The following is a 20,577-nucleotide window of genomic DNA, read 5'->3' on the forward strand; positions in this document are numbered from 1 at the left end:
TCACACGGTCCCCGTCGCGGCGTAGCGGCAGCCTTCGAGGCGGCGATACCACCAGACATACGGGCGCCACCCCCGACGGACGTGGACGAACGGGTCCGGCAAGGTGCGTTCCAGGTAGCGGACGTCGAGGGACGCGACCAGTCGACCCAGTTCGGCGCGGGGCCGCGGGGGCAGGTGGCGCAGGACCGTGCCGAGCATGTCGCGGACATGCCTGATGTCCCTGAGGGCGCAGGCGCGGCACCCGCAGTCGTCCAGGAACGGGTAGCGCGGCCGGCGTCCCTGCGCCCCCACGAAGGCTCGGTAGCGCCGCAGGGCGGAGGCGGTCATGCCGGGGAAGACGTCGTAGTCGGCCGAGAGCGCCTCGTAGCGGTGCACGGAGGCGCTGGTGCGGGCCGAGAGTCCGTGGATCCGGCTCCGTGGTGGGCTGTCCCGGTTCAGGGGACGGTCTCCTCGGAGCCGCTGGGCGGCGCGCAGCGCGCCGGGCCGATTACGCGGCATCGGCCTTTCGTCGGGATGCGTTCATGTCGATCATCATGCCGGTTCCCACCGGCACACGGAAGGGGAGCCCCGTGACCGGGGCTCCCCTTCCGCGTCCGCGCCTGCCGCCCGGCGCCTACAGCACCGGCAGGTTCTTCCGCAGCTCGAAGGCCGTGACCTCGGAGCGGTACTCCTCCCACTCCTGGCGCTTGTTGCGCAGGAAGAAGTCGAAGACGTGCTCGCCCAGGGTCTCCGCCACCAGGTCGCTGCGCTCCATGAGGGTCAGGGCCTCGCCCAGGTTCTGCGGGAGCGGCTCGATGCCCATCGCGCGGCGTTCCGCGTCCGAGAGGGCCCAGACGTCGTCCTCGGCGCCCGGCGGGAGCTCGTAGCCCTCCTCGATGCCCTTGAGGCCGGCGGCCAGGAGCATGGCGTACGCCAGGTACGGGTTGGTGCCGGAGTCCAGGGAGCGGACCTCCACCCGTGCCGAGCCCGTCTTGCCGGGCTTGTACATGGGGACCCGGACCAGGGCGGAGCGGTTGTTGTGGCCCCAGCAGATGTACGAGGGGGCCTCGCCGCCGGCGCCGGCGGTGCGCTCGGAGCCGCCCCAGATGCGCTTGTAGGAGTTGACCCACTGGTTCGTCACGGCGGCGATCTCGGCCGCGTGCTTCAGCAGGCCCGCGATGAAGGAGCGGCCGACCTTGGAGAGCTGGTACTCCGCGCCCGACTCGTAGAACGCGTTCCGGTCGCCTTCGAAGAGCGACAGGTGCGTGTGCATTCCGCTGCCCGGGTGCTCGCTGAACGGCTTCGGCATGAACGTCGCCTGGACGCCCTGCTCCAGCGCCACCTGCTTCATGACCAGGCGGAACGTCATGATGTTGTCCGCGGTGGACAGCGCGTCGGCGTAGCGGAGGTCGATCTCCTGCTGGCCCGGTGCGCCCTCGTGGTGGGAGAACTCGACCGAGATGCCCATGGACTCCAGCATGGTGATCGCCTGGCGGCGGAAGTCCATGCCGACGTTCTGCGGGGTGTGGTCGAAGTAGCCGGAGTTGTCGGCCGGGGTCGGGCGGGAGCCGTCGACCGGCTTGTCCTTCAGGAGGAAGAACTCGATCTCGGGGTGGGTGTAGAAGGTGAAGCCCAGGTCGGAGGCCTTGGCCAGGGCGCGCTTGAGGACGTAGCGCGGGTCGGCGAAGGACGGGGAGCCGTCCGGCATGAGGATGTCGCAGAACATCCGGGCGGTACCGGGGGCCTCCGCGCGCCACGGCAGGACCTGGAAGGTCGACGGGTCCGGCTTGGCGATCATGTCGGACTCGTACACCCGGGCGAAGCCCTCGATGGCCGAGCCGTCGAAGCCGATGCCCTCGTCAAACGCCTGTTCCAGTTCGGCGGGGGCCACGGCGACGGACTTCAGGAAGCCCAGGACGTCCGTGAACCACAGGCGTACGAAACGGATGTCGCGCTCCTCCAACGTACGGAGCACGAACTCCTGCTGCTTGTCCATCTTCCGCTTCCACCCATTCCTTGCTGGTCAGGCCGCCTTGCTCCCGAGCGACGGGAGACGGTCGGGCACCTGAGCATCCCACCACAACACCATTTCATGCGCGTTGCGCACCTTGATCGGCAAACCGACCTCCAGTCGAACGCCCGGCATACGGCGGGTGTACCTCCCGAGGTTTACCTCCCGCTGTGGGGGTGTACCGCTCGCTCCGCCGCTCAACCGCTCTGCCGCCCATCTTGCCTGCTCGCGCCGACATCCGTAACGCCCGTGTCGTTCCGTGGGCAGCCCGGGGTGCCGGCGGGCAGCATGGGAGGCGGGATCCCTCGTTTACGAGAGGGAGCGGATCAACTTACGATCAGCTGATCCGACCGTCCCATCCGACCCATCCCCCACTAAGGACACACCCCATGGCCGCCAAGACCAACAGCAGCGGGGACCGCAAGGCGCGCATCGAGGCGATGCGCCGTGCCGAGCGTTCCCGTGAGCGCCGGACCCGGATCCTCACGATCGGCGCCAGCGTGCTGATAGTCGCCGGCCTCGTCGTGGGCGGGACGGTCCTGATCCGCTCGCAGTCCGACGACAGCAGCAGCACCGCGAGCGACTCCAAGGCCACGGGCAAGTGGAAGACCGGGTCGGACGGCGTCAAGACCTGGAGCACCAAGCTCACCCAGAACCACGTCACCAAGAGCGTGAAGTACCCGATGGAGCCCCCGGTGGGCGGCGACCACAACCCGGTCTGGCAGAACTGCAACGGCGACGTCTACGACAAGGCGATCAAGAACGAGAACGCCGTGCACTCCCTGGAACACGGCGCGGTCTGGGTCTCGTACAACAGCAAGGCCTCCGAGGCCGACGTGAAGGCGCTCGCGGAGAAGGTCAAGAAGACCCCGTACACGCTGATGAGCCCGGTCGAGGACCAGAAGGACCCGATCATGCTCAGTGCGTGGGGCCACCAGCGCACGGTGACGAGCGCGAAGGACCCGAACGTCGACAAGTTCTTCGAGTCCTACGTCCAGGGCGAGCAGACGCCCGAGCCGGGTGCCGCCTGCACCAACGGCGTCTCCTAGCGGCAGCGGCCTGGCACAGTGGGAAGCATGAAGCACATCGGTTGGATCGCCTCCGGGGCCGCGGCGGTACTCGTCGCGGCCGGAGCGATCACGTACGCGGTCGCCGACGGCGACGAGTCCGGGCTGAAGGCCCCCGCCGCCGACTCCGCCGACGCGGGGTTCGCCCGGGACATGGCCGTCCATCACCAGCAGGCCGTCGAGATGTCGTACATCGTGCGCGACCGGACGGACGACGAGGAGGTCCGGCGGCTCGCGTACGACATCGCGCAGACGCAGGCCAACCAGCGCGGCATGATGATCGGCTGGCTCGATCTGTGGGGCCTGCCGAAGGTGTCGTCGCAGCAGCCGATGGCCTGGATGGGCATGGGCTCGATGGCCTCCGGCGAGGACGGTTCGCTGATGCCGGGCATGGCCACCGACACCGAGATGGAGAAGCTCGGCAAGCTCAACGGCAAGCAGGCAGAGATCTTCTTCCTCCAGTTGATGACCGACCATCACAAGGGCGGCGTCCACATGGCGGAGGGCTGCGTCTCCAAGTGCACGGTCGGCGTGGAGAAGAAGCTCGCGCAGGGCATGGTCAACGCCCAGGAGTCCGAGATCTCGTTGATGACGGGGATGCTCAAGGACCGGGGCGCCGCGCCACGGTAGGTAGCCCTCCGGTCGAAGTGACCGGTCACCCCTGAGGCCCCGGGGACGTATGTCGCAATTCCCTTGCGCGTACGGTTCCTTGGGGCTTCCGTACGTTTCCATACGTTCGCTTGGGGGGTTCTTGGCCCAGCCGTGCCCGCCGCCATTCCCTGGCGTGAGGCGCTCGCGACGGCGAACGGGGCCGCGCCGATGCGTACGGTGCCGGACATCGCGGCGATCGCCGACCCGAACACCGGGTTCCTGATCGGGCAGACGCAGACCCTCCCCGAGGGCGGGCAGGCGTACGGCGAGTACCGGATCGGCGGCACCTCGCTCGCCGCGCCGGTCGTCGCGGGCGTCCAGGCACTGGCGCAGGAGGCCCACGGCGGCCGTCCGCCGGGCTTCGCCAACCCGGCGATCTACGCCCGGTACGTCTCGTCGTCGTTCGGGGGCCCGACGCACGGGGGCTCGGCGCACGGAGGCCCGACGCACGGGGGCCCGACGCACGGGGGCCCGACGCACGGGGGCCCGACGCACGGGGGCTCGGCGCACGGAGCGAAGGTGTTCCACGACGTCACCGACAACCCGGCGGGCGGCGCCGGGCTCGCGGTGGCCCGTGTCGACTTCGTCAGCGGCTACGACACCGCCGACGGGCTCGCCACCTCCGTACGCACCCTGGGCGCCGACAGCTCCCTGCACGCCGTGCGCGGGTACGACGACGTGACCGGGGTGGGGTCGCCCGCCAAGGGCTATGTGGAGTCGTACCGGCGGTAGGGGTCGCGACGGGATCCGTGGGGCGCTCCGAACGTGGGGCGCCCCACACCCCATTGCGTCGCTCTGACGATTACACTGGGCCCCGTGCCTCAACTTCGTCTCGCTTTGAATCAGATCGACTCGACGGTCGGCGACATCGCCGCGAACGCCGAGGCGGTCGTCCGCTGGACCCGGCACTCCGCCGAGCAGGGAGCGCATCTGGTGGCGTTCCCCGAGATGGTGCTGACCGGGTATCCCGTCGAGGACCTGGCGCTGCGCCAGTCCTTCGTGGAGGCCTCCCGCTCCGCGCTGAGGGCGCTCGCCGCGCGGCTCGCCGACGAGGGCTTCGGGGAGCTGCCGGTGGTCCTCGGTTACCTCGACCGTTCCGAGTCCGCCTCGCCGAGGTTCGGCCAGCCGGCGGGCGCCCCGCGCAACGCCGGGGCGGTGCTGTACCGGGGCGAGGTCGCGCTCACCTACGCCAAGCACCACCTCCCCAACTACGGCGTGTTCGACGAGTTCCGCTACTTCGTGCCCGGCGACACCATGCCCGTCGTACGGCTGCACGGCGTCGACATCGCCCTCGCCATCTGCGAGGACCTCTGGCAGGACGGCGGCCGTGTCCCGGCGGCCCGGTCCGCAGGCGCGGGGCTGCTGCTCTCCATCAACGGCTCGCCGTACGAGCGCGACAAGGACGACACCCGCCTCGAACTGGTCCGCAAGCGCGCCCAGGAGGCCGGCTGCACGACCGCGTATCTGGCGATGATCGGCGGCCAGGACGAGCTGGTCTTCGACGGCGACTCGATCGTCGTCGACAAGAACGGCGAAGTGGTCGCACGGGCGCCGCAGTTCTCGGAGGGGTGTGTGGTCCTCGACCTGGACCTCCCGGCGGCGGCGGCCGATCCCGTGACCGGCGTCGTCGACGACGGTCTGCGCATCGACCGGCTCGTGATCTCCGAGGAGCCGCTGCCCGCGTACGAGCCGGAGCTGACCGGCGGGTACGCGGAGCGCCTCGACGACGACGAGGAGGTGTACTCGGCGCTGGTGGTCGGCCTGCGGGCGTACGCGGCGAAGAACGGCTTCACGTCGGTGCTGATCGGGCTCTCCGGCGGTATCGACTCGGCGATCGTCGCGGCGATCGCGTGCGACGCGCTGGGCGCGCAGAACGTGTACGGCGTGTCGATGCCGTCGAAGTACTCCTCGGACCACTCCAAGGGCGACGCGGCGGAGCTGGCGCGCCGGACGGGCCTCAACCTCCGTACGATCTCGATCGCGCCGATGTTCGACGCGTACATGTCGTCGACCGAGCTGACGGGCCTGGCCGAGGAGAACCTCCAGTCACGCCTGCGCGGCACGCTGCTGATGGCCATCTCCAACCAGGAGGGCCACATCGTGCTGGCGCCCGGCAACAAGTCGGAGCTGGCGGTGGGGTACTCGACGCTGTACGGCGACTCCGTGGGCGCGTACGGCCCCATCAAGGACGTGTACAAGACGTCGATCTTCCGCCTCGCCGAGTGGCGCAACCGGGCGGCGGCGGAGCGGGGCCAGACCCCGCCGATCCCGGAGAACTCCATCTCCAAGCCGCCGAGCGCGGAACTCCGCCCCGGCCAGGTCGACACCGACTCCCTCCCGGACTACCCGGTCCTGGACGCGATCCTGGAGCTCTACGTCGACCGCGACCAGGGTGCCGACGCGATCGTCGCCGCCGGTTTCGACCGGGAGCTGGTGAGCAAAACCCTGCGGATGGTCGACACCGCCGAGTACAAGCGGCGGCAGTACCCGCCGGGCACGAAGATCTCCCCGAAGGGCTTCGGGAAGGACCGGCGGCTGCCGATCACGAACCGGTGGCGGGAGCGGGCGTAGCTGCGGGGCAGCCGCGTCCCTCAGGCCTCGGGGTCGCGCAGCCCGACGCAGTCGAAGGCCCAGAAGACCTCCGAGTAGACGAAGGTGCCCGTCATCCACGGCTCGTGCGCGGACAGACGGGCCACCTGGAACGCGGCTTCCGGTATACGCAGCGACGGGGAGCGGAAGCCCGCCGCGCCCGCGCCCTCGAAGCCGCGCGCGCCGTAGTAGTGCGGTGAACCCTCCAGGAACACCAGCGGCACGCCCTGGCTGTCGGCCGCCGCGAGAGCGTGCGCGACGAGCCGGGTGCCGATGCACTGACGCTGGAACTCCGGGAGCACGCCCAGCGGCGACAGGGACAGGACGTCCACGATCCGGCGCGGAGCGTCCAGCCGCGCCCCGCTCAGCAGGACGTGTCCGACGACCCGGTCGTCGACGGTGGCGACGAAGGACATCGGCGGCGGCGCGGCCTCCGTGACGCGGAGCGCCTCGACGAGCCCGGGAATCCGCTCGCCGTCACCGAAGGCGCGCGTATGGACCTCGCGCACCGCTCGGTGATCGTCAGCGGTCTCCCGCCTGATCACCGTCCCCGCGCCGCCTGGTGCGATCCGTGAGCCCGCGGTCGTGTCGTGTGCCGTCATGGCCGCGAGGCTAGATCCAAGGCGCCCCGCGCGCGAGGCGATTACGCACCGGGGCGCCACATCTCGGGGAACGCGCAGGGCCCGCGTCCCGGGCTTTCCGGGACGCGGGCCCTGGTCACCCGTCGAGGGCGAGAGCGGCACGCGGTGCGTGCCTCAGACCCGCACCGTCTCCGACTGCTCCGGCACATGCGACGCCACCACACGTCCGCGGCTCCGGCCGCCGTGCGCCGGTGCGGGGGCGGCCCGGCGGTTGTCCACCGTGAGGGCCACGGCCGCGACCGCCAGGCCGATCACCGCGAGGCCCGCGCCCACGACCGCCGGGGCCGTCGCGCCGAGGCCGGCCGCCAGGGCGAGGCCGCCGATCCAGGCGCCGCCTGCGTTCGCGAGGTTGAAGGCGGCCTGGTTGGCGGAGGAGGCGAGGGAGGGGGCGGTGGCGGCCTTCTCCATGACCATCAGCTGGAGGGGCGAGCCGGTGGCGAAGGCGGCGACGCCGAGGAGCAGGACGGCCAGGGCGGCGCTCCACTGGGCGGACATCAGGACCGGGAACAGGGCCAGGACGAGGATCAGCGATACCAGGCCGCCGAACAGCGTGCCTCGCAGGGAGTGGTCGGCGAGGCGGCCGCCGGCCAGGTTGCCGATGGTCGCCCCGACTCCGAACAGCGCGAGCAGCAGGGTCACGCTGGTCCCGGCGTACCCGGCGGAGTCCGTGAGCATCGGCGTGATGTAGCTGTAGGCGGAGAAGAGGGCGCCGAAGCCGGCGACGGTCGTGCCGAGGGCGAGCCAGACGGGCAGCGAGCGCAGGGCGCCCAGTTCGCCGCGCAGGCCGGTCGTCGGGGCGGCCGCGCGGTCGTGCGGGAGCAGGAGCGCGAGGGAGGCGATGGCCGCCAGGCCGATCGCGCTCACGCCGAGGAAGGTGATCCGCCAGCCGAAGTGCTGGCCCACGAGGGTCGCGGCCGGTACGCCGGCGACGTTGGCGATCGTCAGGCCCAGGAACATCAGCGAGACCGAGCGGGCCTTTCGCTCCGGTGCCACGAGGCCGGTCGCGACGACCGCGCCGACGCCGAAGAAGGCGCCGTGCGGGAGACCGCTGAGGAAGCGGGCGGCGAGCAGCCAGTGCTCGTCGGGGGCGAGGGCGGACAGGGCGTTGCCGACGACGAAGAGGACCATCAGCCCGATCAGGACCTTGCGGCGGGGCAGCCGGGCCGTGACCGCGGCGAGCAGCGGGGCGCCGATGACGACACCCAGCGCATACGCCGAGACGAGGTGGCCGGCGGCGGGGATCGAGATGCCGAGGTCGCCGGCGACCTCGGGGAGGAGGCCCATGATGACGAACTCGGTCGTGCCGATTCCGAAGGCGCCTACGGCGAGAGCGAGCAGGGCCAAGGGCATGGCGGAGAGACCTTTCAAAGACAGCAGGAGGGCAGGGGAAGGGGAATCGGATTCGGTCCCCATCGTATGTTCACTGACGGAACAAACTCGAACCCGGGCCCTATTCCCTCCGCGCCTCCGGCCGTCCCACCAGCTCGGTCAGCTCCCGGACGTGTCGATCGTCACCCGCGCCGCCACCGGAAGATGGTCGCTGCCCGTCTCCGGCAGGGTCCACGAGGCCGTCGGCTCCATGCCCCGGACCATGATCTGGTCGATGCGGGCCATCGGGAACGCCGCCGGCCAGCTGAAGCCGAAGCCGCTGCCCGCGGCGCCCTGGGTGGAGCGCATCTGGGCGGTGACGGCGTTCAGGGCGCGGTCGTTCATGGTGCCGTTGAGGTCACCGAGGAGGGCGACCTGCTGGATCGGCTCGTCGGCGATGGCCTCGCCGAGGGCGTTGGCGCTCTTGTCGCGCTGGCGGGCGGTGAACCCGGCCTCCAGCTTGACCCGTACCGAGGGCAGATGGGCGACATACACGGCGACGGGCCCGTCCGGCGCCGCCACCGTCGAGCGCATCGCACGCTCCCAGCCGAGCTTGATGTCGACGGGCTTGGTGTCGCTCATCCGGTACTTGCTCCACAGCCCGACGGTGCCGACGACCTCGTGGTACGGGTACGTCGCCGCCAGGGCCTTCTTGTACACCGGCATCGCGCTCTCGGTCAGTTCCTCCAGTGCCACCACGTCCGCGCCGGAGGCGGCGACCTCGCCGGCCGTGCCGGACGGGTCGGCGTTGTCCGCGTTCACGTTGTGGGTGACGACGGTGAAGTCACCGCCGCTGCCGGTCTTGCTGGAGACCAGTCCGCCGAAGATGTTCAGCCAGACGACCAGGGGCACGAGGAGCGCGACGAGCGCGGTCGCCGACCTGCGGACCAGCGCGAGGACGAACAGCAGCGGGATCGCGACGCCCAGCCAGGGCAGGAACGTCTCGGTCAGGCTGCCGAGGTTGCCGACGGCGTTGGGGACTTGGGCGTGCAGCACCATCAACAGTGCGACGAGGACAGCGAGAACGGCGAGGACGATGCCGCGCCGCCAGATCCGCCGGTCCCCTCTCCAGCCGCCGAAGAGGCGGTCCAGCAGGCGCCGGAGCCGGGATTGTTCGCGGCCCTGACCCGTGCCGCCGTCGCCCGTCTCCGTCATGTACGCCTGCGCCATACCGTCCTCACAACCTGCCGTGCGCTTCGTCCCCCGCGCCTAAAGACCCTAGGGGATGATCGCCGTCGATCCTGCCGCCACATGGCGGCCGTACGGAACGAGGACGAACAACGCGCTGTTCGGAGTTCCGAACCGGTGGACAGGTCCCGACGTCTGTAACGAAACGCGCACATCACTGTGACTCAGCTCGCAGAAGGACGAAGTCCTTCGAGCACCGTGTCGACGATGTTCTCCGCGAGATTCTCGGGGAGGGGGGCGTCCGGGCGCATGACGGTGCGGACGAGCATGGGTCCGAAGACCAGATCGCCGACGAGGTCGATGTCGACGTCGGCGCGGAGTTCGCCGTTGTCCCGGCCCCGGCGCAGGACGTCGGCGAGGGCCCGGCGGCGGGGGGCGACGACGTCCGCGTGGTAGGCGTTCCAGATCGTGGGGCTGCTCTTCATCTGGGCGATGACGTTGTGCAGGATCGCCGACGGCCGGTTGAGCAGCCCGCGTTGGCGTGCCGCCTCCAGGACGACGACCAGGTCGTCGCGCATCGAGGTGCCGGGCAGCACGGGGTCCGGGGGTTCCGCGGCGCGCAGTACGTCGACGAAGAGCGCCTCCTTGCCGCTCCAGCGGCGGTAGATGGTCGCCTTGCCGACGCCGGCCGTGCGGGCCACCCGTTCGATCGACAACTCCGAGAGCGGCACGCCCTCTTCGAGGAGCTTCAGCACTCCCTCGACGATGGACCGCTCCACGGCCTCGCTGCGCGGCCGCCCGCGTCCGGGACTCCCGTCCCGGACCCGCCCGTCTCCGGCGTGGCTCTCGGCGAGGCTCAAGGTCGGCTCCGTCTCTGTCGTTCTCCGGGTGCCGGCGCTGTCGTGCTCCGGGTGTCCGGGGTGATTCTCTCCCGCGTACGGCGGTGGGGGTGCCGTACGCGGGCGCCGGTCAGTGGTCCGCGGCGACCAACTCCGTCTCGCCCTTGCCCTCTTGGCCGCCCTTCGCCCGTCCCGGCAGGAACACCGCCATCGCCACGGCACCGATCAGGGCGATGCCGGCTCCGCACAGGGCGGTCACGTGCATGGCGTGCAGGAAGGCGTCGTGGGCCGGGCCGACCAGGGCCTCGCCCCGCTCGCCGAGGCGGGCGGCGAGACCGAGGGTGGCCTCGATGGACTCGGCGGCGGCGTGCGGGGAGCCGGCGGGCAGCTTGTCCTCGATGCCGTTCCGGTAGGCGGTGGACAGCACCGAGCCGAGGACGGCGATGCCGAGGGCGCCGCCGACCTGGCGGAAGGTGTTGCTGAGCGCGGACGCGGAGCCGGCCTTCTCGCGAGGCAGGGCCTGCATGATGACCACGCTCAGCGGGGTCATCACGTGCGCCATGCCCACGCCCATGAAGAAGAAGATCACTTCGAGGATCCAGATCGGCGTGTCCGCGTCCAGTACGGCGAACGCGGCCAGCATCCCGGCGATCAGCGTCATGCCCGCCGTGCACACCGCGCTGTTGCCGAAGCGGTCGACGACGAGCCGGGCGCGCGGCGCGAAGACGAGCTGCGCGACGGCCAGCGGCAGCATCAGCAGACCGGTCTGCAGCGGGGAGTAGCCGCGCACGGTCTGGGTGTAGAAGACGGAGAAGAAGGTCACGCCCATCAGCGCGAAGAAGACCACGCCGATGACGCCTATGGCGGTCGAGAAGACCTTGTTCTGGAAGAACGTCATGTCGATGGACGGGTGGTCGCTGCGCTTCTCGAACACCACGAAGGCGGCGAGGACCGCGAGGCCGGCCCCGACGGTGGCGAGGACCGTGGCATCGGTGAAGTCGGCGAGCTGGCCGCCCCGGATGATGCCGTAGACGAGGAGGACGAGGCCGACGACGGAGAGCACCACGCCGACGGGGTCGATGCGGCCGGGGGCGGGGTCGCGCGAGTCGGGCACCAGCCAGATCATCAGGCCCAGCGCCAGGACGACGATCGGCACGTTGATCAGGAAGACCGAGCCCCACCAGAAGTGGTCGAGGAGGACTCCGCCGGTGATCGGGCCGATGGCGATGGCGAGACCGACGCCGCCCGCCCAGATGCCGATGGCCTTCGGCTGTTCGTCTCGCTCGAAGACGTTCATCAGGACGGCGAGCGTGGCGGGCATCACGAAGGCCGCGCCGAGGCCCATCACGGCACGGAAGGCGATCAGCTCCGCCGGGGAGCCCGACATGGCGGCCAGGGCCGAGCCGATGCCGAAGACGACGAGTCCGCCGAGCAGCACCTTCTTGCGGCCGAGCCGGTCGCCGAGCAGGCCCGCGGAGAACAGCAGCCCCGCGAAGACGAGCGTGTAGGCGTTGATCGCCCACTCCAGCTCGCTCTGGGTGGCGCCGAGGCCGGTGGGCTCCGGCGTGGAGATCGTCTTGATGGCGACGTTGAGGATCGAGTTGTCGAGCACCACGATCAGCAGGCTCAGCATCAGCACACCGAGAATCACCCAGCGGCGCCGGTGCACCACCGCCGGTATGCGGGAGTCAGGGACTGCGGTAGTCATGACGTCGACCCTAGACCTATTTCGATACGGGACCGTCTCGTATCGAAAATCTTTTACCCCACTCTTACGCATCGCAACCGGTACGCATCGCGGGCGGTACACACCGCGGGCCGGTACACACGGCGGGCCGGCAGGCACCGCGGGTCGGTGTACGCCGCATGCAGGCACCGCGGGCCGGTGCACACGGCGGGCTGGCACGCACCGCGGGTCGGTGTACGCCGCATGCCGACACGCACCGCGGGCCGACACGCACCGCGGGCCGGTGCACACCGCAGGCCGGTGCACACCGCAGGCCCGTACGCACCGCAGGCCGGTGCACACCGCAGGCCCGTACGCACCGCAGGCCGGTGCACACCGCAGGCCCGTACGCACCGCAGGCCGGTGCACACCGCAGGCCGGTGCACGCCGCAGGCCGGTGCACGCCGCAGGCCGGTGCACACGTTGGGTCGGCACGCACCGCGGGCCGGTGCACACGTTGGGTCGGCACGCACCGCGGGCCGGTGTACGCCGCATGCCTGAACGGTCACACCGACCTCCCCTAGCCCTCACTTGCCCGAGGTGCCACCATGGAAGCGGTCCGGGGACGCCGTCAGGGTGCCTCGAGATGACATGAAGGAGCTGTAGCGATGACACAGCTTTTGGCTGCCCAGACGAAGCCCTCCGACGGCAGCAAGGCGCTGTACGGGGGCAAGGGCACACGCCGTATCACCGTCCGGGACATCGCCCTCGCCAAGGAACGCGGCGAGAAGTGGCCCATGCTCACCGCGTACGACGCGATGACCGCGTCCGTCTTCGACGAGGCCGGTATCCCGGTCATGCTCGTCGGCGACTCCGCGGGCAACTGCCACCTCGGCTACGAGTCGACCGTGCCCGTCACCCTCGACGAGATGACCATGCTCTCCGCCGCCGTCGTACGGGGCACCAGCCGTGCCCTGATCGTCGGCGACCTGCCCTTCGGCTCCTACCAGGAGGGTCCGGTGCAGGCGCTGCGCTCGGCGACCCGGCTGGTCAAGGAGGCCGGGGTCGGCGCGGTCAAGCTGGAGGGCGGCGAGCGGTCGCACCGCCAGATCGAGCTGCTGGTCGAGTCGGGCATCCCCGTCATGGCCCACATCGGCCTCACCCCGCAGTCCGTCAACGCCATGGGCTACCGCGTGCAGGGCCGGGGCGAGGAGGCCGCGCAGCAGCTGCTGCGCGACGCCAAGGCCGTCCAGGACGCGGGCGCGTTCGCGGTCGTCCTGGAGCTGGTTCCGGCGGAGCTGGCGGCGGAGGTCACGCGGGTGCTCCACATCCCGACCGTCGGGATCGGCGCGGGCGCCGACACCGACGCGCAGGTCCTCGTGTGGACCGACATGCTCGGGCTGACAGGGGGGCGGATGCCGAAGTTCGTGAAGCAGTACGCCGATCTGCGGACGGTCATGGGCGACGCGGCGAAGGCGTTCGCGGAGGACGTCGTGGGCGGGACGTTCCCGACGGAGGAGCACTCCGTCCACTAGGCCCGAGGGCCGTTGAGCCACTGTGGTACCACTGCAGCCCGCCGATCTTCCCCCGTCGGCGGGCTGCGGCCTTGTACTTGGTGGCGCGGGAGGGGGGTGCGGGTTCGTCGGCGGTGCGGGTCGGGTGAGGGCTGGTGGCCCAGTTCCCCGCGGCCCTCAAAGATCCGGCCCTGCGGGCCTGAAGGGCGACGGCCCCGCGGGCCGAAGGCACGGGGCGCAGCCCCTGCTTCTCAGGGGCGCGGGGAACTGCGCGCCCAGCCCCCGCTCACCCGCACCCGCACCCGCCGACGCACCCGCACCCCCGAGCCATCAGACGTGTCGGCGGCCCGTCGGGCGTGTAGGTGGGCTGTCGGTGGTTTGTCGGTGGGGTCTGGGAGCGTCGTCCTCATGACACGAATCGACAAGAACGCCAGCGGCGCGAAAGGCGCTGTCGCCGTGCGGGGGCTGGTCAAGCACTACGGGGAGACCAGGGCGCTGGACGGTGTCGACCTGGATGTGCGTGAGGGCACGGTGATGGGCGTGCTCGGCCCGAACGGGGCGGGCAAGACCACGCTCGTGCGCTGCCTGTCCACCCTGATCACACCCGACGCGGGGCACGCGACGGTGGCCGGCTACGACGTCGTACGCCAGCCGCGCCAGCTCCGCCGGGTGATCGGCCTGACCGGCCAGTACGCCTCGGTGGACGAGAAGCTGTCCGGCTTCGAGAACCTGTACATGATCGGCCGGCTGCTCGACCTGCCCCGGAAGGAGGCGAAGAGCCGCGCCACCGGTCTGCTGGAGCGGTTCTCGCTGACCGACGCCGCCGGGCGCCCGGCGGCGACGTACTCCGGCGGTATGCGGCGGCGGCTGGACCTGGCCGCGTCCATGATCGGGAGCCCGGCCGTGCTGTACCTGGACGAGCCGACGACCGGCCTCGACCCGCGGACGCGGAACGAGGTGTGGACCGAGGTGAAGCGCATGGTCGGCGACGGCGTGACCGTGCTGCTGACCACGCAGTACATGGAGGAGGCCGAGCAGCTGGCCTCCGAGCTGACCGTGATCGACAAGGGGAAGGTGATCGCGGGCGGCCGTATCGAGGAGCTGAAGGCACAGGTCGGCGGGCGTACGCTCCGGCTCCGGCCGGCCGATCCGGTGCATCTGCGGCCACTGGCCCGGGAGCTGGACGGCCTGGGCATCACCGGGCTCGCCACGACCACCGTGGACCCGGAGACCGGCACCCTCCTCGTGCCGATCCTCAGCGACGAGCAACTCACCGCCGTCGTCGGCGCGATCACCGCACGCGGGGTCACCATCGCCTCGATCAGCACCGAACTGCCCAGCCTGGACGAGGTGTTCCTGTCCCTCACCGGCCACAAGGCCGGTGAGGGACAGGACACGGCCCCGTCCCCCGCCTACGAAGAGGTCGCCGTATGAGCGCCGCCACCACCGTTCCCGCGACCGGTGAGACCGTCAAGACCGTCGGGACCGGTCAGGCCGACGGCCGGATCGGGCTGCGGGCCCATGCCCGGCACACCGGCGCGCTCGTCCGGCGCAATCTGCTGTGGATCCGCCAGGACCCCGAGTCGATGTTCGACGCGGTCCTCATGCCGATCGTGTTCACCCTGCTCTTCGTGTTCGTCTTCGGCGGCTCCATCGGGCAGGCGCTGGGCGGCGGCCAGGAGCAGTACGTGCAGTACGTGGTGCCGGGCCTGATGGCGATGATGGGCATGAACATCGCCATGGGTGTCGGCACGGGCTTCAACGAGGACTTCCAGAAGGGCGTCATGGACCGCTTCCGGTCCCTGCCCATCGGCCGGTCCTCGGTACTGCTCGCGAAGATCTCCGTCGAGCTGCTGCGCATGCTGGTCGCCACGACCATCCTGCTGACCGTAGGTGTCCTCATCGGCTTCGACATCACCAGCTGGCCGGGGCTGTTCGGCGCGGTGGGCCTGGCCGTCGTGTTCGGGTCGTCCCTGATGTGGATCTTCCTGGTGCTGGGCGTGACGATGAAGAACGCCCAGTCCGTGCAGGCGATGGGCTTCCTGGTGCTGTTCCCGCTGCAGTTCGGCTCGTCGATCTTCGCGCCGACCCAGTCCATGCCGGGCTGGCTGCAGGCCTTCACCGACTACAACCCGCTGTCGTCCCTCGCGGACGCCGCGCGCGGGCTGATGACCGGCGGACCGGTCACCCACGACCTGCTGGTCACGCTCGGCTGGTCGGTGGGCCTGACGGCGGTGATGGCGCCGATCGCGATCCACAGGTTCAAGACGAAGAGCTGACCTCCGGGGCCGTGGCGCAAGGGGCACGGCAGAGGTCATACGAGGGCGGCGGCCTCCTCCAGGGTGAGGGCGCCGCCCTCGGCGTACGCCCTCGCGTACGCCACGTCGTCCAGCACGGCACGCGTCACGGCCTCGGCCTTGGCGCGCGCCTCGACCTCCGTCGGGCTGGAGAAGTGGCCGGACGGCAGCAGCGCGTCGGCGGCTCCGAGCAGCCGGGCCGCGTCGAGAGCGCGGGCGCCGCCGTCGACCCCCGCGCAGGAGATGGCGGCGGTCACGAGATGGACGGCGGGCATATGGGGCGCGACCGTCAGGGACAGCCGGTCCAGGCTCCGCTCCAGCGCCCGGCGCATGATCCGCAGCGCATCCTCGTGGCGTCCGTCGATCGCCTCCAGCCAGCCCTCGACGCCGAGGACGAACCCGGCGAAGAGCACGAACTCGGCGGCGTGGAAGTCCTCACGCAGCAGGGTGAGCTGCTCCCGGGCCTCGGCCGGGCGCCCGCTGCGGCCGAGCCGGACGGCGAGGAAGAGACGGGCGATGGGCACCGCCTCGCGGGCGGCGGCGCGGCGCCCGGCCGCCAACACGTCGAACAGCATCTTCTCGCCGCGCTCCGCGTCACCGCCCTCTATGTACGCACCGCCGAGCCGGACGCCGAGGACCCCCAGCTGGGCGTTGGCGCCGAGCCGTTCGGCGTACACGATGGCCCGCTCGTAGTCCGCGGCGGCGAGCACGAACTCGCCCCGGCGTTCCAGTGACTCGCCGCGCGCCGAGAGCGCCTCGGCGGCACCCCAGGCGTCCCCGAGCCGGTCGAAGATCTCCAGCGCCTCGTCGGCGTCCGTGATGGCGTCCCCCGCCCAGTCGCTGCGGTTGGCGAGGATGTTGGCCCGCGTCTGCAGGGTCTGCGCCAGCTCCCAGGTGAAGCCGAGTTCGCGGCAGGTGCGGATGTTGGAGTCGAGGATGGCCCGCAGCCGGGGCATGTCGCCGGTCAGCAGGACGGCGTAGAACCACATGAAGCCGGGGAAGCGGCAGGTCTGCGGCTGGCCCGGCCGGTAGGTCTCGCTGATGACCCGCAGCTTCTCCTGGGCCTCGAAGGTCTGCCAGGCGGGCAACTCCAAGTCCATGCAGGCCAGATGGACGAGGTGCACCCCGCGCCGGGCCTCGTCGAGGACTGCCGGACTCATCGGCGGCGGGCTGTCGACGGCGCGCCCGCGCAGGTCCGGGACGGGGCGCGCGGGCGGGGTGAAGGGGTCCGGGCCGAGTTCCTTGACCTGCGCCGACCAGTGCCGGGCCTCGGTCTTCAGATCGCGCATCTGCCAGTACCAGCACAGCGACAGCGTCAGACAGAGCGCCTCCTGCTCGTCCCGTTCAGCGACGGCGTACCTGAGGGCGGTGCGGATGTTCTCGTACTCCAGCTCCAGCAGTTCGATGGCGGCGCGCTGGCCGGAGCCGCGCAGCAACGGGTCGGTGGCGCGGACGAGTTCGCGGTAGTACGTCAGGTGCGCGCGTGCGGCGGCGGGGCGGGTGCCCGCCTGGTCGAGCCGTTCACCGGCGTACTCGACGACGGTCTCCAGGAGCCGGTAGCGCATCTCGCCACCCCCCGTGCCTGTGCCCGCCGAAGGGGCCGCCACGACGAGGGACTTGTCGACGAGCGAGCCGAGCGCCTCCAGCGCGGCGGGGCCGCAGACGGCCTCGGCGGCGGCCAGGTCGCAGCCGCCGGCGAACACCGACAGCCGCCGCAGTACGTACCGTTCGTCCTCGTCGAGCAGTTCCCAGGACCAGTCGACGACCGCGCGCAGGGTCTGCTGCCGGGGCAGGACGGTACGGCTGCCCGAGGTGAGGAGCCGGAAGCGGTCGTCGAGGCGGTCGGCTATCTGGCGGGGCGTCAGCATGCGCAGCCGGGCCGCCGCCAGCTCGATGGCCAGGGGGAGTCCGTCGAGGCGGCGGCAGATCTCGGCGGCGGCCTCCGGGTCGGCGGAGATGGTGAACCCGGGCCGGGCGGCCGCTCCCCGGTCGGCGAGCAGGCGCAGCGCGTGCGGCTCCGTCAGCGGTTCCACCAGACGCACCAACTCCCCCGGTACGCCGAGGGGTTCGCGGCTGGTGGCCAGTACGGTCAGCGTCGGGCAGCGCTGGAGCAGTTGGTCGACGAGGTGGGCGGCGGCGTACACGACATGTTCGCAGTTGTCGAGGATGAGCAGCATGCGGCGTCCGGCGCAGTGTTCGGCGAGGCGGGTCAGCGGGTCGTCCTGGCGGTCCGCCGCGACGCGCATCTCCTCGGCGCCGGCACCTCTCAGGACGGTCTCGCGGGCGCCGAGCGCCGTGAGCACGGCCTCGGGGACGTTCACCGGGTCGTCGACGGGGGCGAGTTCGGCGAGCCAGACGCCGTCCGGCATGGCCTCGGCGACCGCCTCGCCGGCCTCCTGGGAGAGGCGGGTCTTGCCTGCGCCGCCGGGGCCCAGGAGGGTCACCAGGCGGGTGGCGGTGAGGTCGTCGCGGATGGTGTCGATGTCCGTGTCGCGGCCTACGAAGGAGGTGAGGCGGGCGCGGAGGTTGCCTGGGGGGCGGGTGGGGTGCGGGTGCGGGTTTGGCTGCGAGTGCGGGTACGGGTGCGGACTGGAGTTCTCGCCCCCGCCGCCCCTGCCCGTCCCTCCCTCACCAGGGGCGCTGCCCCTTCGACCCCGTGGGGTGGATGGGGTGAGTGGTTGCGTGCGGGTTGGTGGGGGCTGGTCGCGCAGTTCCCCGCGCCCCTGGCGGGGCGCGGCCCCGTCTGAGTTCAGCAGGTCTTCGTGGAGGCTGCGCAGGGCCGGGCCCGGACTCGTGCCCAGGCGGTCTGCCAGGAGGGTGCGGACCTCTTCGTAGGCGGCCAGGGCCTCGGCGGCGCGCCCGGTGTCCCGCAGGGCGCGGAGGCGGAGGGACTGGAGGGCTTCGTCGAGGGGGTGGGTGTCGCAGAGGGCGGTCAGGTCGGGGAGGGCGGAGTCGGCGCGGCCCAGGGTGAGGGCGGCGGTGAGGCGGGTGCGGTGGGCGTCGAGGCGGCGGGTCTCCCAGCGGGCGGCCTCGGCGGCGCGGTCGGGGAGGTCGGCCAGAGGCGGGCCCTGCCAGAGGGCGAGCGCGCCGTCGAGGACGTCGGCGGCCTTGGCCGGGTCGCCGTCGGCGAGCGCGCGGGCACCCTCGTCCGCGAGACGTTCGAAGCGGTGCAGGTCGATGTCGTCCGGCGCCGCCGCGAGACGGTAGCCGCCGTGCAGTGACGCGACCGCGTCCGGGCCGAGCGCCCTGCGCAGTCGGCCGACCAGCGCCTGCAGCGCGGCCGGCGCGTCGGCGGGCGGATCGTCGGCCCACACCTCGTCGACGAGCGCGGTCGCGGGCACCGTACGCCCCGGCCGCAGCGCGAGCACGGTCAGCAGGGCGCGCAGCCGGGCGCCCCCGACGGGGACGGGGGTGCCGTCGGCCTGCAGTGCCTGGGTGGTGCCGAGGATGCGGTAGCGCACGGGGTCCATTGTCTCCGTCGGAGTCGGGTTCGTGTGTCCGGTACATCGAGTCGGACGCTCCCGTACGACCGTCGACCGTTCGCACCCACCTTCCTAGGAACCAGGAGGGCATCGCGAGACGTTTTCGGCATACGCCCGGTACCGTCGGGCAGTCCATTCGAGTGATCGGCACTTCGTCGGCACACACCAGCAGGGCCGTCGACGAGGTGTCGCGGTCCGCCGAGAGCCTGAGGAGCCCCATGACCACCGCCGCGTCCCGCCGGAGCGACCGGAGGATCAGCCCCGTCTTCGTGGGGATCGTGGCCGTCATGGCGGTCACGGGATGGGCCACCTGGACCGGGTTCGCCGAACAGCCCGGACTGGCCGTCTTCCTGTTCGTGACCTCGGCGTGGATCGTCTCGCTGTGTCTGCACGAATACGCCCACGCCCGCACCGCCCTGCACAGTGGCGACATCTCCATCGGCGCCAAGGGCTATCTCACCCTCAACCCGCTGAAGTACACCCACGCCCTGCTCAGCATCGTGCTGCCGGTCGTCTTCGTGATCATGGGTGGAATCGGTCTGCCCGGTGGCGCGGTGTTCATCGAGCGCGGTCGTATCCAGGGCCGCTGGAAGCACAGTCTGATCTCGGCGGCGGGCCCGCTGACGAACGTCCTGTTCGCGGCCGTCTGCACCGCGCCCTTCTGGCTGGGCGTCACGGACGGCGTGCCGAAGGCCTTCCTGTTCGCCCTCGCCTTCCTCGCGATGCTCCAGGTCACGGCCGCGATCCTGAACTTCCTGCCGGTGCCCGGCCTGGACGGCTACGGCGTCATCGAGCCCTGGCTGTCGTACAAGATCCGCCGCCAGGTGGAGCCGCTCGCGCCCTTCGGCCTGCTGCTCGTCTTCGCGGTGCTGTGGATCCCGGCGGTCAACGGGGTGTTCTGGGACGTGATCGACGCGTTCATGCGCGGCCTGGGGATCGAGGACCAGCTGTCCGACTGCGGCTACTGGCTCTACCGCTTCTGGCGCGAGGACAGCGACATCTGCCTCACCGGGATGTGACGGCCGCGGGCCGGCCGTCCATTGACGACGTGGCTCAGCCGGTGGCGGACCGGCGCTCCTGCCTGGCCTTGCGCGCGTAGTACAAGGTCATGTTGGACGACAGTCCGGCCATCAGCACCCACACCACACCCAGCCAGCTGCCCCGGCTGAAGGAGACCACGGCCGCGGTGACGGCGAGGAGACAGACGACGAGGGCGTAGAGGGCGAGTCGCCGGGCCGGGTCGGGTGGGAGCAAGGGGGGCATGGGGGTCGGCTCCTGGAGGGCGGTCGGACGGAGTGGTACGACGTCCAGTGTCCCCCATGCCCGAGGGCGTACGTGCGTCGGC

At 71.2% G+C, this 20,577-nt stretch carries 16 protein-coding genes and 1 pseudogene; 8 read left to right on the forward strand and 9 right to left on the reverse strand.

Annotated elements, in window-relative coordinates:
• Both OG858_RS12930 and glnA read right to left on the reverse strand, forming a co-directional pair.
• Entirely contained in the window at positions 1 to 498 is a 498-nt protein-coding gene (locus OG858_RS12930; RefSeq protein ID WP_086753026.1) for a hypothetical protein, read from the reverse strand.
• Between the two features lie 115 nt (positions 499 to 613).
• On the reverse strand, positions 614 to 1,975 hold the full coding sequence (glnA, locus tag OG858_RS12935) for a type I glutamate--ammonia ligase (RefSeq protein ID WP_037693979.1): 1,362 nt from the start codon (positions 1,973 to 1,975) through the stop codon (positions 614 to 616).
• A 404-nt stretch (positions 1,976 to 2,379) separates the two neighbouring features.
• Here glnA and OG858_RS12940 point away from each other — a divergent pair, with 404 nt between their 5' ends.
• The 4 genes and pseudogenes from OG858_RS12940 (at position 2,380) to OG858_RS12955 (ending at position 6,279) form a co-directional block, all read left to right on the forward strand.
• A complete protein-coding gene (locus OG858_RS12940; RefSeq protein ID WP_086753028.1) occupies positions 2,380 to 3,039 on the forward strand; it encodes a DUF3105 domain-containing protein in 660 nt (219 codons plus the stop codon).
• 27 nt (positions 3,040 to 3,066) lie between these two features.
• The gene (locus OG858_RS12945; RefSeq protein ID WP_086753030.1) at positions 3,067 to 3,687 is read left to right on the forward strand and encodes a DUF305 domain-containing protein; all 621 of its coding nucleotides are present in this window, start codon (positions 3,067 to 3,069) and stop codon (positions 3,685 to 3,687) included.
• Between the two features lie 156 nt (positions 3,688 to 3,843).
• Positions 3,844 to 4,440, forward strand: a pseudogene (locus OG858_RS12950) (hypothetical protein); the annotation flags it as partial.
• Between the two features lie 84 nt (positions 4,441 to 4,524).
• Entirely contained in the window at positions 4,525 to 6,279 is a 1,755-nt protein-coding gene (locus OG858_RS12955) for an NAD+ synthase (protein ID WP_328544898.1), read from the forward strand.
• 20 nt (positions 6,280 to 6,299) lie between these two features.
• On the opposite strand, the gene OG858_RS12960 is transcribed toward OG858_RS12955, so the two are convergent.
• The 5 genes from OG858_RS12960 to OG858_RS12980 form a co-directional block, all read right to left on the reverse strand.
• Positions 6,300 to 6,842, reverse strand: coding sequence for a GNAT family N-acetyltransferase (locus OG858_RS12960; protein WP_328545342.1), 543 nt, complete (start codon positions 6,840 to 6,842; stop codon positions 6,300 to 6,302).
• A 210-nt stretch (positions 6,843 to 7,052) separates the two neighbouring features.
• Positions 7,053 to 8,288, reverse strand: a complete 1,236-nt coding sequence (locus OG858_RS12965) for an MFS transporter (protein ID WP_319064611.1) — start codon at positions 8,286 to 8,288, stop codon at positions 7,053 to 7,055.
• Positions 8,289 to 8,426: 138 nt separating this feature from the next.
• Positions 8,427 to 9,476, reverse strand: coding sequence for an endonuclease/exonuclease/phosphatase family protein (locus OG858_RS12970; protein ID WP_086749198.1), 1,050 nt, complete (start codon positions 9,474 to 9,476; stop codon positions 8,427 to 8,429).
• Positions 9,477 to 9,658: 182 nt separating this feature from the next.
• A complete protein-coding gene (locus OG858_RS12975) occupies positions 9,659 to 10,294 on the reverse strand; it encodes a TetR/AcrR family transcriptional regulator (RefSeq protein WP_086749197.1) in 636 nt (211 codons plus the stop codon).
• Between the two features lie 109 nt (positions 10,295 to 10,403).
• Positions 10,404 to 11,981: an MFS transporter gene (locus OG858_RS12980; RefSeq protein ID WP_086749196.1), complete on the reverse strand. Its 1,578-nt coding sequence runs from the start codon at positions 11,979 to 11,981 to the stop codon at positions 10,404 to 10,406.
• 626 nt (positions 11,982 to 12,607) lie between these two features.
• On the opposite strand from OG858_RS12980, the gene panB reads away from it, so the two are divergent.
• The 3 genes from panB to OG858_RS12995 all read left to right on the forward strand — a co-directional run bounded on the left by panB (position 12,608) and on the right by OG858_RS12995 (position 15,732).
• Complete coding sequence (panB, locus tag OG858_RS12985; protein ID WP_328544897.1) at positions 12,608 to 13,474, forward strand: 3-methyl-2-oxobutanoate hydroxymethyltransferase; 867 nt, start codon at positions 12,608 to 12,610, stop codon at positions 13,472 to 13,474.
• Positions 13,475 to 13,861: 387 nt separating this feature from the next.
• Complete coding sequence (locus tag OG858_RS12990) at positions 13,862 to 14,887, forward strand: ATP-binding cassette domain-containing protein (RefSeq protein ID WP_256960396.1); 1,026 nt, start codon at positions 13,862 to 13,864, stop codon at positions 14,885 to 14,887.
• On the forward strand, positions 14,884 to 15,732 hold the full coding sequence (locus OG858_RS12995) for an ABC transporter permease (protein ID WP_086748274.1): 849 nt from the start codon (positions 14,884 to 14,886) through the stop codon (positions 15,730 to 15,732). The genes OG858_RS12990 and OG858_RS12995 overlap by 4 nt, the downstream gene beginning before the upstream one ends.
• A gap of 35 nt (positions 15,733 to 15,767) precedes the next feature.
• Here OG858_RS12995 and OG858_RS13000 read toward each other — a convergent pair whose 3' ends face one another.
• Positions 15,768 to 19,220: an AfsR/SARP family transcriptional regulator gene (locus OG858_RS13000; RefSeq protein WP_328544896.1), complete on the reverse strand. Its 3,453-nt coding sequence runs from the start codon at positions 19,218 to 19,220 to the stop codon at positions 15,768 to 15,770.
• A gap of 230 nt (positions 19,221 to 19,450) precedes the next feature.
• On the opposite strand from OG858_RS13000, the gene OG858_RS13005 reads away from it, so the two are divergent.
• The gene (locus OG858_RS13005; protein ID WP_086749861.1) at positions 19,451 to 20,251 is read left to right on the forward strand and encodes a site-2 protease family protein; all 801 of its coding nucleotides are present in this window, start codon (positions 19,451 to 19,453) and stop codon (positions 20,249 to 20,251) included.
• Positions 20,252 to 20,285: 34 nt separating this feature from the next.
• On the opposite strand, the gene OG858_RS13010 is transcribed toward OG858_RS13005, so the two are convergent.
• Complete coding sequence (locus tag OG858_RS13010; protein ID WP_086749862.1) at positions 20,286 to 20,495, reverse strand: hypothetical protein; 210 nt, start codon at positions 20,493 to 20,495, stop codon at positions 20,286 to 20,288.
• Positions 20,496 to 20,577 lie beyond the last annotated feature (82 nt).

It is taken from the genome of Streptomyces europaeiscabiei (genome assembly GCF_036346855.1).
Lineage (GTDB): Bacteria > Actinomycetota > Actinomycetes > Streptomycetales > Streptomycetaceae > Streptomyces > Streptomyces europaeiscabiei.

Excerpts from the sequence above, each read along its gene's own strand:
- OG858_RS12980 (WP_086749196.1), bottom strand. The coding sequence starts at position 11,981 with ATGACTACCGCAGTCCCTGACTCCCGCATACCGGCGGTGGTGCACCGG.
- glnA (WP_037693979.1), bottom strand. The coding sequence starts at position 1,975 with ATGGACAAGCAGCAGGAGTTCGTGCTCCGTACGTTGGAGGAGCGCGAC.
- OG858_RS13005 (WP_086749861.1), top strand. The coding sequence starts at position 19,451 with ATGACCACCGCCGCGTCCCGCCGGAGCGACCGGAGGATCAGCCCCGTC.
- OG858_RS12940 (WP_086753028.1), top strand. The coding sequence starts at position 2,380 with ATGGCCGCCAAGACCAACAGCAGCGGGGACCGCAAGGCGCGCATCGAG.
- OG858_RS12990 (WP_256960396.1), top strand. The coding sequence starts at position 13,862 with ATGACACGAATCGACAAGAACGCCAGCGGCGCGAAAGGCGCTGTCGCC.
- OG858_RS12930 (WP_086753026.1), bottom strand. The coding sequence starts at position 498 with ATGCCGCGTAATCGGCCCGGCGCGCTGCGCGCCGCCCAGCGGCTCCGA.
- OG858_RS12995 (WP_086748274.1), top strand. The coding sequence starts at position 14,884 with ATGAGCGCCGCCACCACCGTTCCCGCGACCGGTGAGACCGTCAAGACC.
- OG858_RS13010 (WP_086749862.1), bottom strand. The coding sequence starts at position 20,495 with ATGCCCCCCTTGCTCCCACCCGACCCGGCCCGGCGACTCGCCCTCTAC.
- panB (WP_328544897.1), top strand. The coding sequence starts at position 12,608 with ATGACACAGCTTTTGGCTGCCCAGACGAAGCCCTCCGACGGCAGCAAG.
- OG858_RS12965 (WP_319064611.1), bottom strand. The coding sequence starts at position 8,288 with ATGCCCTTGGCCCTGCTCGCTCTCGCCGTAGGCGCCTTCGGAATCGGC.
- OG858_RS12970 (WP_086749198.1), bottom strand. The coding sequence starts at position 9,476 with ATGGCGCAGGCGTACATGACGGAGACGGGCGACGGCGGCACGGGTCAG.
- OG858_RS12945 (WP_086753030.1), top strand. The coding sequence starts at position 3,067 with ATGAAGCACATCGGTTGGATCGCCTCCGGGGCCGCGGCGGTACTCGTC.
- OG858_RS13000 (WP_328544896.1), bottom strand. The coding sequence starts at position 19,220 with ATGGACCCCGTGCGCTACCGCATCCTCGGCACCACCCAGGCACTGCAG.